This is a genomic window from Dysosmobacter sp. HCP28S3_G4, from assembly GCF_052065175.1.
Taxonomy (GTDB): Bacteria; Bacillota; Clostridia; order Oscillospirales; family Oscillospiraceae; genus Oscillibacter.
Genome location: NZ_JBQHUP010000015.1, coordinates 38,849 through 50,927, shown reverse-complemented (window position 1 = coordinate 50,927; position 12,079 = coordinate 38,849). Strand labels below are relative to the sequence as shown.

Genomic DNA, 12,079 nt, shown 5'->3' with positions numbered 1-12,079 from the left:
AGGCTTTTTGCAGGCATTCAATCCAACACGAGGGGGCTCCCGCCCCCTCGTACTCCCCCTGCAAAAAAGGACTCTTTTCCTTCAGACAGGGTTTTTCGACAAGCTGCGGGAGGACGCCTCAAAGGTGTCCTCCCGTTGTTTCATCTTGATCAGTCTTTTTTCCGCCGTCCTCCCGGAAGGCGAAAAACCGCTGGCCCAGATAGTTCAGCACCACGAACAGGCACATGCCCACCAGCATGGCGCCGTTCTCCTGGATGGTCTTCCCCGCGCCGGACAGCGCCCAGCGCACCAGGGGCTTGGCCAGTCCGTAAGCCGCCAGATAGCAGACGGTGATGTTCACTGTGAACCGCACCACCGTTCTCCATCCCCGGCTTCTGTTCTGAAAGGTGAAATACCGGTTCAAAAAATAGCTGAGGATGCTGCCGAAAAAGTAGTTGGACGCCGAGGAGATCCAGTAGCTCAGGTGGAACACGTTGTAGAACACGAACATGATGGCGGTGCCGAACAGGGTGTTCACCACGCCAACCATGAGAAAGCGCACAAAGGTCTTATCCAATAAGGGATTCCGCATCGTTTTTCTCCCCGCAGGTCTCTGCGACAATGAATTTGGGCCGGCCCTTGACCTCCTCGTACATCTTGGCGATGTAGTAGCCGATAATGCCCAGGCTGATCATGATGATGCTGCCGGTGAACAGCTGGATGATGATGACCGTGGTGAAGCCCCCCAGGGCGGTGCCCCGGAGCTTCTGCACCAGCGTGGTGACGCCCAAGATCACGGAGATCAGCAGCATCAGCACCCCCAGCACCGTTACCACCTGCATGGGTGCGGCGGAGAAGGAGGTAATGTTGTTGACGGCGTACCGCATCAGGGACCGGGTGGACCACTTGGAGCTGCCCGCCGTCCGCTCCCGGACCTCGAATTCCACGGTGGTGGTCTTGAAGCCCACCCAGAAGGACAGCGCCCGGAAGAACACATTCTTCTCCCGGATGGTCAGCAATGCGTTGATGGCCTTCCGGTCCAGCAGCTTGAAGTCCGAGGCGCTGGACATGTCAATGCCCACCGCCTTGCTGATGAGATCGTAAAAGCATCGGGCGGCGAAGGCGTGGAAGGGGCTCTCCTCGCCCCGGTCGTTCTTGACGCCCTCCACCACCTCGTAGCCCTGCTCCCACAGGTGGTACATCTCCACGATCTTCTCCGGCGGATGCTGGAGGTCGCAGTCGATGACCACGGCGCAGCCGCCCCGGGCGTTGGCCAGTCCCGCGAAGATGGCGGACTCCTTCCCGAAGTTCCGGGAAAACCGGAGGCCCCGCACCGCGCCGTTCAGGGCGCTCTCCCGCTGGATGGCCGTCCAGGTGCCGTCCTTGGAGCCGTCGTTGACGAACAGCAGCTCAAAGGGGATGTGTTCCCGCTCCAGCAGCCCGGAGATGGTCTCCGCCGCCGGGTGGATATTGTCCTCCTCGTTGTAGGCCGGGAGGATCACTGTCAGCAGTTTTTCCATCATACCGCCTTTCTCGTCGCTCAGGATCACGACAGCTTGATGACGATGCTGCCGTCAATGCATTTCACGGAGTCCGCCGCCGGCCAGCAGCCCATCTCCGCCACCTCCGGCGACTGCTCCAGCGCCGCCCGGGTCTCGTCGGAGACGTAGGTGAACCGGAAGCCCATGGCGGCCTCCATGAACCGGGTCCAGTGGCCCTGGTCGTACAGAATGTCCGTCTGCAAGAGCCCGCTCATATTGTGGACCGCCCGGACGCCGGGTGCGCCCTCCAGCGCCTTATTAGCATAGGACCGGCCGAACACCGCCACGGAGGGGACCTCCTCGTCGGTGAGCATGTGAATGCGGGCCATCATCTCGCAGCCCTGCTGGTAGGAGGTCTTGTAGCACCGGTCCAGATAGAAATAGCTGATGTTGGCCTGGATGCCGAACCAGACCATGATCACCGCCAGAAGCCCGCCGGCCAGCGTGCTCCACCGGACGGAGAACCACCGGTCATACAGCAGTCCGGTAAAAATATAGATCACCGCCAGACTCTGGAGCATCAGGGGGTGGTACTCCACATTCGGTGAGGTGAACTGCCAGATGCAGGCGGCAAAGGGCATAGCCGCTCCCGCCAGAAGAAACAGCGCCAGCTGTCCCGGCTTCCGCCACAGGCCGCTTTTCCGGACCGCGTTCACCACGGCGATGGCCGCGGCCAGCAGAAACAATGCGTTGAGGGCGGCGTACACCGTCCAGCCCTGGCTCAGGATGTCCCAGTCCAGCAGGAACTGCCGCAGGGTATTCAGGGATGTCCCCACCGCCTTGCGGATGGTCTCCGGGCTGAGACGGCCCACCTGGTCGATGCCCTGGTAATTGGTGGCCTGGACATTCTCCAGCCGCAGGCACAGCTTCCAGATACCGTAATAGGCGGCCAGTCCCACGATATACAGCACCGCCTGACGTCCGATCCAGCGGAGGCAGTCCGCCATGGACCGCTGTCCCTCCAGCAGCTCCTGCCAGAAATGGCAGATTGCCAGCAGCAGAGCAAATGAGACATAGGCCTGATAGGTACCGCAGGACAGGCACAGGCACACCATGGCCAGCAGCAGATGCCGCCAGTTTCGGTCCTCCATCACCGTCAGACGCACGGACAGCGCCGCCAGCAGCATAGCCAGCATATAGCCGTCCGCCGTGAACTCATAGAAAAAGGTGGCGGTGACGGCGGGGAACGATGCCAGAAGTCCCCCGGTCAACAGGATCAGGATGGGGTTCTCCATCCGGAACAGATCCACCACCACCGCCGCCGTCAGGGCGATGAGGGCCAGACTGAACAGTCCGTTGACCCAGGGCAGGTCAAACCAGGAGCTGAAGCCGCAGGCGATGGACAGGAACCACCGCCCGGAGCCCACAATATTCTGGGAGGTGTAGACATTCAGGGGTGAGTCCCGGATATACAGCGTGTTGGTGAACTTGTAGATGTGCACCAGAAAGCCGGTGATGAACGCGGCCAGAAAGGCCAGTTTCCAGCTCCACTTCACTCTGTTTCGGTAAAATTCCAGCTGGCCAGTCCCCATTGGCAAAAACGCTCCTTCGTTCGGGTTGTCATTTGATCGTCAACTGATCGGTAATACATTATTATAGCATACCTGTCCATACCGGCGCAAGGCGGCAGAGGATCTTCGGGATCGGGAGCAAAAAAGACGGAGCCGGTGCTCCGTCTCCCCCTTTGCGGATAAAGACAGGGGCAGGGACCTTACAGGTCTCTGCCCCCGGTTCGTGCAGTCTCTTACTTGAAGTAACGCTCCAGCAGGCCCTTCAGAGCCTTGCCGTGACGGGCCTCGTCGCGGGCCATCTCGTGGACGGTGTCATGGATGGCGTCCAGGCCGTTCTTCTTGGCGCAGGCGGCCAGATCGAACTTGCCCTGGGTGGCGCCGAACTCGCAGTCCACACGCCAGGCCAGATTGGACTTGGTGTCGGCCTTCATGTTGGGCTCGCACTCCTCGCCCAGCAGCTCGGCGAACTTGGCAGCGTGCTCAGCCTCCTCATAGGCGGCCTTCTCCCAGTACAGACCGATCTCGGGATAGCCCTCGCGGTGGGCGATACGGGCCATGCACAGATACATGCCGACCTCAGAGCACTCGCCCTGGAAGTTGGCCTTCAGCTGCTCCAGGATGTAAGCCTTGTCCTCGGCGCTGATATCGGCGTTATCCTTCACGGTCTTGGCATAGATGCCATACTCGTGCTCGGCGGCCAGCTTGGCGTCGGCCTTCATCTCATTGAACTTGGAGCCGGGAACGCCGCAGACAGGGCACTTCTCGGGGGGATTCTCGCCCTCATACACATAGCCGCAGACAGAGCAGACCCACTTTTTCATAATCTTTATCCTCCTCATTTTTAAATTAAACTATATTCTCAGTTATTTTATCTGTTCCCTCTTGGGATGACTTGAGTATAACCGAATATTCTAATATTTGAAAGTTGTATATGCAACATCGAGCAAATTTTTTCCCCGGCTGACTTCACCTGAGGTCACGCCGGAAAATTCTGCGGGGGACGGCGGAAAGCCGTCCCCCGGCGTGTTTTGACGTTTGGCTTACTGCTGTTCAGCCAGGGCCTTGGCCTCAGCGATGGCCTTCTCCTGGGCCGCGGGAGGACAATCCTCATAGCGGACGAAGTGGAAGGTGAAGCTGCCGCGGCTCTGAGTCATGGACCGCAGATCGATGGCATAGGTCCCCATCTCGGCCATGGGCACCTCGGCAGAGATGACCTGGCTGCCGTCGCCGGTGGGATCCATACCCATCACGCGGCCCCGGCGCTTGTTCAGATCGCCGATGACGTCGCCCATGTAGCTGTCGGGCACGGTGACCTTCAGCTCGCCGATGGGCTCCAGCAGGACAGGGCTGGCCTCGGGCATGGCGGCCTTATAGGCCAACTGCGCCGCGGTCTTGAAGGCGATTTCGGAGGAGTCCACGGGGTGATAGGAGCCATCGTACAGGACAGCCTTCAGGTTCACCACGGGATAACCTGCCAGCGGACCATGGACGCAGGCCTCCCGGAGGCCCTTTTCCACGGCGGGGAAGAAGTTCTTAGGCACAGAGCCGCCGAAGACTTCCTCGGCGAAGATCATGTCGTCCTGCTCCTGCTGGGGCTCGAAGCGGATCCACACGTCGCCGAACTGGCCGCTGCCGCCGGTCTGCTTCTTGTGACGGCCCTGCTTCTGGACGGTCTTGCGGATCTTCTCACGATAGGCGACGCGGGTGGGCTTCAGCTCGGCCTCCACGTTGAAGCGGGTCTTCAGCTTGCTGACCAGCACGTCGATCTGCATATCGCCGGCGCCGGAGAGCACCATCTGATGGGTCTCGGCGTTGTTGACCACGCTGAAGGTGGGATCTTCCTCGTTGAGGCGGGCCAGACCCTGGGCGATCTTGTCGTCCTGACCCCGGGTCTTGGGGGCGATGGCCACGGAGTAGCAGGGCTCCGCGAAGGGGATGTTCTTCAGCGCCACCACCTTACGGGCGTCGCAGAGAGTATCGCCGGTCTTGACCTTGTCCATCTTGCCGATGGCGCCGATATCGCCGCAGCTCAGTTCCTTGACCTCCGTGGCCTTCTTGCCGCGCATGACATACAGACGGCCCAGCTTCTCCGCCGCGCCGGTGCGGCTGTTCACCATGGGCATATCGGGCTTGATCTCGCCGGACAGGACCTTGATGAAGGAGTACTTGCCGTACTGGTCGGAGATGGTCTTGAACACGAAGGCAGTGGGCACGCCGCCGGGAGAGACCACGAACTCCTCGGTCTCGCCGTCCTGACGGGTGGCCTTGTGATAGTTGCCCTCCATGGGGTTGGGCAGCAGGTCCACGATGTTGTCCATCAGCATCAGGGAGCCCAGGCAGTTGACGGCGGAGCCGCACAGCACCGGGAACAGGCTCAGCTCACGGACGCCCTGGCGCAGGCCCTGGATCATCTCGGCGTAGGTGAAGTCCTCGCCGCCGAAGAATTTCTCCATGAACTCCTCGCTGGTCTCGGCCACGGACTCCTTCAGGGCGTCGTTGAACTCGGTAATGACGTCCTCCTTGTCGGCGGGGACCTCGATCTCCACGCGCTTCAGGTTCTGCATCTCATAGGCGCGCTTGTTCAGCACGTCGATGATGCCGGTGACCTTCTTGTTGGCGTCCCAGATGGGCACCACCACGGGGGCGATCTTCTTGCCGAAGCGCTCGCGCAGGGCGTCGAAGGTCTGGTTGTAATCGGAGTTGTCCTCATCCGTCTTGGAGATGTAGACGAAACGGGGCATATTCCGCTCCTCGCAGTATTTCCACGCCTTCTCCAGGCCGACGGAAATGCCGTCCTTGGCGGAGCAGACGATGATGGCGGCGTCGGCGGCCCGCAGGGACTCCATGACCTCGCCGGAGAAGTCGAATGCGCCCGGTGTATCCAGCACATTGATCTTGCAACCCTTGTACTCTAGCGGCGCAACAGCGGCGGAGATGGAGATCTGACGGCGGGTCTCCTCAGGGTCGTAATCGCAGACCGTATTTCCGTCCGCGGCTCTGCCCATGCGCTCGATGGCGCCGGTCATGTAGAGCAGGCTCTCCGCCAGAGCGGTCTTGCCGCTGCCGCTGTGGCCCAGCAGACAGACGTTACGGATGTTTTGTACAGAATAGCTCATGGTTGTTCCACTCCTTCAAATGTGCTGACAGTGCGGCCAATGGATGGCCGGAATTGCCTAATGTAGAAATTATACAACATTTGCCGGTCCAATACAACTACAATTTTGGCAGGTTCCACATTTTGGGCAGGTGGGAGAAAATTCGGCGCGAAATTTTGTCAACAGGGCAAAGAATTTCCGCAAAAAGGCACATTTTGCAGCCATGCAGTGCCTGTGTGCCGGGGGCTTTTTCGTGAAAAAACGAGGGGAAACGGAATCCTCCGTTTCCCCTCGCCGCTGAAAAGATCACCGTCTCCGGACGGCCCGTCAGTATCTTCCCGTCCAGTCGGACAGCAGCAGCACCGGAATCACCCACAGCAGCTGGAACTCCAGCAGCGTCAGCGGCCGCATCAGGGCAAAGTCGCCCCGGAAGGCCAGATAATAGGCCAGCAGCGTTCCCGCGATGCTGCCCAGCAGTGCCAGGATGGTGCAGCCCCGGACGCCGCGGCGCAGGCGGCGGGCACCCACCACCGTGTCGGCGTAGGGCAACAGGCCCTCCCGCAGCAGCAGCGCCCTGGGACGGCCCCGGCCGTCCTCCTGTTCCGACAGTGCCAGCCGGCCCGCCAGAGGCGGATATTCCACCTTGATGCCTTTGCTGAACTTCCGCTTGATGAGCGCCGGGGTGATGTTGGGATCCCGGGATGCCAGGATGGGCGTCACATGGTTCCGCTTCAGCATCCGCAGCGCCCAGTCCACGTTGTCCGCCGCGGTGTACTTCACAGCGAACACCGCCGCCAACTGGCGGTCCACCGACAGATACAGGCCGGTCTTCAGGTTGATATTCCCCGGCAGGCGGACCTCCATCTTCCGCATGAAGGACGCCGTGCCCAGCATGACCGTTTCGCCCCGGATGTTGGCGGAGCAGCCGCCCTCCTCATAGAAGCTGAAATCGTTCAGCTTGTAATACCGGCCGCCTTCGCTGCGGAGGGCGCCTTCGAACAGACGCGCCAGCAGCCCGCTGCCGGATTCCCTGGCCAGAGACGCGGCGTAGGACACTGCGTGGGGCAGCTCCTCGCCGTAGACTTTGATGCCGTTGAGGTGGACAGACCCCGGCGGGAACAGGTCCAGATCCGTTAGGATCATGGCCCGCTTCCGGGTGATGGCCTCGGCGCCGGCCCAGCCGGCCACCGCGCAGCCCGCCTTCTGCAGCCGCTTGGCCAGCTTGGACCAGGGCAGGCTCCAGGACAGGGGCAGCGCCAAAGACGCGGAGGCGGACAGAATGGCGGACCAGCACAGCAGCAGGTCGGCCTTCCGGCCCTGTCCCAGAGAGCTGAGCCCCGCGAAGACGATGGTGCCCATGAAGATCACCGGCACCAGCAGGGTCTGCCACATCAGGGACAGGTCATCCTGAATAGAATCGGTGTAAAAGCCCTCCACCCGTCCCCGCTGCTTGCAGGCGCCCTGGGGCGTGTTGGTCACCAGATAAGGCGGCGTCTCCGTGATGGAGGCGGCCCGGTAGGTATCGAACAGTGCCTTTTCGCTCTGGGCGATGCCCCACTGGGCAAAGAGCAGGGCGGCGCAGGCGGTGAGGGCGTAGGGCGCGGCATCCGTCCGGTCCGGCAGCAGCAGACGGGCGCAGCAGTCCAGACCCGTGATGATGGCCGACACCGACGCCAGCAGCTCTCCGGACCATCTCCGGCGGGTCAGCAGCCCGAAGCCCCGCTGAAATACGTTCCGGCACAGCAGGCTCACCAGCAGCACCGCCGCCAGCTGGACCGCCGTCTGGAGACGGGCATTGCCCGTCCACAGCGGCAGCACATATCCCCGGCTGTCCGCCAGCAGCACCGCGGCCAGCGCCGCCGTGATGACGGCAGAGGGCGTCAGCGCCTTCCTGCGCTGCTTTTCCCGCAGGCGGGTATCCGTGGCCGCTTCCGACAGCGGCGGCTCCGGCCCGATGGGTTCCTCCTCCGGCTCCGGCGGCAGCTCCGGTTCCGGCATCCGCTCCGGACGCTGGTACAGCTCCTCCGTGTCCTGGGGCTCCATCCGCTTCCGGGTGAACAACCCCCGCCGGGGCCGTCTGTCAGACGGACGCGCCTCCCGGCGCTGCTTCTGCTCCTGCCGCACCGCGTCCACAGTGCGGCCCACCACGTCCTCCATGGAGACGGGGCGGGGCGGCTCCGGCAGGTCCGCCGTCAGATCCTGCTCCGGCGGGGACGGCGTCTGCTTGCTGCCGGTGTGGGGCGGTTCCTGCTCCGGCGGCTTCGGTTCCGGACGGACAGTCTCTGCTTTCGGCTGGGATGTCCTCACCTTTTCCCCTTGAGGCTCCGGCTTTGTCCGAACCTTCTCTGTTCCTCCGGCGGGCGGTATCTCCTCATCCGTCTTTTCCGGCTCCAGACGCTGACGCTCCTCCACGGCAGGCGGCTCCGGTTCCGCGGCACGCTCCACGTCCCGCATCAGCTTCTGTTCCCGACTGCCGCCGTACTCCGCCAGGATCTCCTCCAGAGAGAAGTCCGGGTCGTTCAGCGGAACCGCCGCGCCCTCGGTCATCCACCGGGCCTCGTCCATCACGTCGTCGTATTCTCTTTTATCGTCTTTCTGCGCCATGGCTTCCTCTCTTGCGTTCCAATCTCCCGACGCATGCCGCCGGTCTCTCCGGCGCCGTCCCGTTATCCCAGCCGCTGGCGCACCGCCTCATACAGGAGGATGGCTGCCGCCGCGCTGGCGTTCAGGGAACTGATACGGCCCTTCATGGGGATGCTCACCAGAAAATCGCAGTTCTCCCGCACCAGACGGGTCATGCCGTCGCCCTCGCTGCCGATGACGATAGCCGCCGGGCCCTTCAGGTCCGCCTGATACAGGGAGGTGGTGCCCTCCGCCGCGGTGCCGAACACCCAGACGCCCTGCTTCTTCAGATCCTTCAGCAGCGCCGCGATGTTGGGGACCCGGGCCACCGGCAGATAGGCCACCGCGCCGGCGGAGGTCTTCCCCACCACGGCGGTGAGGCCGGCGCTGCGCCGCTTGGGAATGATGACGCCGTGGGCGCCGGCGCACTCGGCGGTGCGGATGATGGCGCCCAGGTTGTGGGGGTCGGAGATCTCGTCGCAGACCACCAGCAGCGGCGGCTCCCCCCGGTCCGCCGCGGACTGGAGGATGCTCTCCACCGTGGCGTACTCCCGGACGGCGGCCAGGGCGATGACGCCCTGGTGGGCGTGGGTGCGGCTCATGGCGTCCAACTTCCGCCGGTCCGCCTCCACCACGACCACGCCCGCGGCTCTGGCCGTGGAGGCGATATGGCCCAGGGTCTTGTCCGTGTCTCCCTTGGCCAGATAGATCTTGTCAATGGCCCCGCCGGCCCGCAGGGCCTCGATGACGGCGTTGCGGCCCTCGATGAGGCCGTCGGCTTCGGCCTCCAGCCGGTCTTTTCTCTCGTTGTCCATACTGTCTCCTTTTCGGACGGAATTTCCGGAAATGACGGCGGATTGGATCTCTCACGCCGCAAAGGCCGTCCCCGTTTCGCCGGGTCCTTCTGCCCGGACGGGACGGCAGTCCTCATATGGTTTGTAGTATAGCATAGGTTTTCCCCGCAGGAAAGTGGAGTTCACAGAAATTTCATAGAAAATACACCCCTCGTTCTTGTGAGAACCGGGTTTGTGTGGTATACTGCGTTATACTTTGAGCGTGGTTCCGCCGCTGAAACAACGGCGTTTCTCCCGGAAAGGAGTTTCCAGAATGAACCAAAACGACAACCAGAACAAGAAAAACGGCCGGGGCGGAAAAGGCAGCAATATGCGGGGCCTTCTGGTCCTGGTGGCCTGGGCCCTGATCCTGACGGTGGCCCTCAGCTACTTCGGCAACTATATGAACCAGTCCATGGACGCCACCAGCCAGGCGGAGATCGCCTACAGCGATTTCCGGGCCATGGTGGAGGCCGATCAGGTGGACCGTGTGGAGTATGACCGGGACAACAACCTCCTGCTCATCACCCCTGTCAAGGACTACACCTACACGGATGAAGACGGCAACACCTACGATCCCGGCACCGTGGAGCTGTACACCAACCGCTGGTCCGGCGACGAGGAGCTGACGGCCCTGCTGAACGAGCATCATGTGACGTACACGGAGCCCCACAAGACCCAGATGCCGCTGATGCTGAGCATCCTGATCTCCTACGTGGTGCCCTTCATCCTGATCATGGGCATGTTCTCCCTGGCCATGCGGATCATGGCGAAAAAGGGCGGCGGTATCGGCGGCATCGGCGGCGTGGGCAAAGCCAACGCCAAGGTGTACATGGAGAAGTCCACCGGCGTCACCTTCCGAGACGTGGCCGGTCAGGACGAGGCCAAGGAGTCCCTGACGGAGATCATCGACTTCCTCCACAATCCCCAGAAATATACGGAGATCGGCGCCAAGCTCCCCAAGGGTGCCCTGCTGGTTGGCCCTCCGGGCACCGGCAAGACGCTGCTGGCCAAGGCCGTGGCCGGCGAGGCCAATGTGCCCTTCTTCTCCATCTCCGGCTCCGACTTCGTGGAAATGTTCGTGGGCGTGGGCGCGTCCCGTGTCCGCGACCTGTTCAAGGAGGCCAGCAAAGTGGCCCCCTGCATCGTGTTCATCGACGAGATCGACACCATCGGCAAATCCCGTGACAACCGCATGGGCGGCAACGACGAGCGGGAACAGACTCTGAACCAGCTGCTGGCGGAGATGGACGGCTTCGACCCCACCAAGGGCGTCATTCTTCTGGCCGCCACCAACCGCCCCGAGGTGCTGGACCAGGCGCTGCTGCGCCCCGGCCGGTTCGACCGCCGCATCACCATCGACCGGCCCAATCTGGCGGGCCGCATCGCCACCCTCCAGGTCCACACCCGGAACATCAAGCTGGGCGAGGACGTGGATCTGAAGAAGGTGGCCCTGGCCACCGCCGGCTGCGTGGGCGCGGATCTGGCCAATCTGGTGAACGAGGCCGCCCTTCGGGCCGTCCGGAAGGGCCGCAAGCTGGTGTCCCAGGAGGACTTCCTGGCCGCCTTCGAGCTGGTCATCGCCGGTACGGAGAAAAAGGGCAGTGTCCTCACCGAATTTGAGAAGAAGCTGGTAGCCTATCACGAAGTCGGCCACGCCATGGTGGCCTACAAGCAGAAGAACACGGAGCCGGTGCAGAAAATTACCATCGTGCCCCACACCCAGGGCTCCCTGGGCTATACCCTGCTGATGCCCGAGGAGGACAAGACTGAACTGCGGACGAAAGACGAGCTGATGGCCAAGATTACCGTCTCCATGGGCGGCCGCGCTGCCGAGGAAGTGGTGATGCACACCATGACCAACGGCGCGTCCCAGGACATTCAGGACGCCACCAACGTGGCCCGGAACATGGTGGCCATGTTCGGCATGAGCGACGAGTTCGGCATGATGGCCCTGGCCTCCCGCCGGAACCAGTATCTGGACGGCGGCTACGGCATGGACTGCGCCCAGGACACCGCCGCCCGGATGGATCAGGCGGTGAAGGAGATCCTGGACAAGTGCTACCAGGAGGCCGTGGAGATCCTGAAGGCCAACCGGGAGGATATGGACAAGGTGGTGGCGTACCTTCTGGAGAAGGAGACCATCACTGGCGCCGAGATGGTGGCCATCATCGAGGGCCGGGACCCGGAACTGGTGGAGGACGCCTACGCCTCCACCCGGTCCGACGCCGCCCGTCCCGCGGAGATCGAGGCCCCGGCCAGAAAGGTCCATATGATCTCCCAGAAGATCTCCGCCCCGGAAGCCCCTGCGGACGGCAGCGATCCGGAGCAGTCCCCCCAGGCGGGGGACGCCCCGGCGGACACCGTGCCCGGGACGTCGGAGCAGCCCGGCGGACCGGAGGACGTCCCCCCCGCCGAAGAGAACAAATGACCGAAAGCCCCCTGTCAAGGGGGCTTTCTTAATAACGTGAAGCTATTGCGGCACAGGGCTTTCAGTC

At 62.7% G+C, this 12,079-nt stretch carries 8 protein-coding genes; 1 reads left to right on the top strand and 7 read right to left on the bottom strand.

The features are described 5' to 3' along the window. Positions 1-118: 118 nt before the first annotated feature. The 7 genes from ACTNBU_RS05485 to rlmB form a co-directional block, all read right to left on the bottom strand. Positions 119-571 (bottom strand): GtrA family protein, encoded by a 453-nt coding sequence (locus tag ACTNBU_RS05485; RefSeq protein ID WP_441031600.1) that lies wholly within the window; start codon positions 569-571, stop codon positions 119-121. Beyond that, the gene (locus ACTNBU_RS05480) at positions 549-1,502 is read right to left on the bottom strand and encodes a glycosyltransferase family 2 protein (RefSeq protein ID WP_441031598.1); all 954 of its coding nucleotides are present in this window, start codon (positions 1,500-1,502) and stop codon (positions 549-551) included. Before ACTNBU_RS05480 ends, ACTNBU_RS05485 begins: the two co-directional genes overlap by 23 nt. 23 nt (positions 1,503-1,525) lie before the next feature. Beyond that, positions 1,526-3,016, bottom strand: coding sequence for a glucosyltransferase domain-containing protein (locus tag ACTNBU_RS05475; RefSeq protein ID WP_441031597.1), 1,491 nt, complete (start codon positions 3,014-3,016; stop codon positions 1,526-1,528). A 248-nt stretch (positions 3,017-3,264) separates the two neighbouring features. Further along, positions 3,265-3,852, bottom strand: a complete 588-nt coding sequence (locus ACTNBU_RS05470; RefSeq protein ID WP_441031595.1) for an NADH peroxidase — start codon at positions 3,850-3,852, stop codon at positions 3,265-3,267. 219 nt (positions 3,853-4,071) lie between these two features. Next, entirely contained in the window at positions 4,072-6,147 is a 2,076-nt protein-coding gene (locus ACTNBU_RS05465; protein WP_441031593.1) for an elongation factor G, read from the bottom strand. Between the two features lie 306 nt (positions 6,148-6,453). Then, positions 6,454-8,730 (bottom strand): hypothetical protein, encoded by a 2,277-nt coding sequence (locus ACTNBU_RS05460; protein WP_441031591.1) that lies wholly within the window; start codon positions 8,728-8,730, stop codon positions 6,454-6,456. 62 nt (positions 8,731-8,792) lie between these two features. Then, positions 8,793-9,563: a 23S rRNA (guanosine(2251)-2'-O)-methyltransferase RlmB gene (gene rlmB / locus ACTNBU_RS05455; protein ID WP_441031589.1), complete on the bottom strand. Its 771-nt coding sequence runs from the start codon at positions 9,561-9,563 to the stop codon at positions 8,793-8,795. A gap of 292 nt (positions 9,564-9,855) precedes the next feature. Here rlmB and ftsH point away from each other — a divergent pair, with 292 nt between their 5' ends. Beyond that, positions 9,856-12,012, top strand: a complete 2,157-nt coding sequence (gene ftsH / locus ACTNBU_RS05450) for an ATP-dependent zinc metalloprotease FtsH (RefSeq protein ID WP_441031587.1) — start codon at positions 9,856-9,858, stop codon at positions 12,010-12,012. The last annotated feature ends 67 nt before the right edge of the window (positions 12,013-12,079 follow it).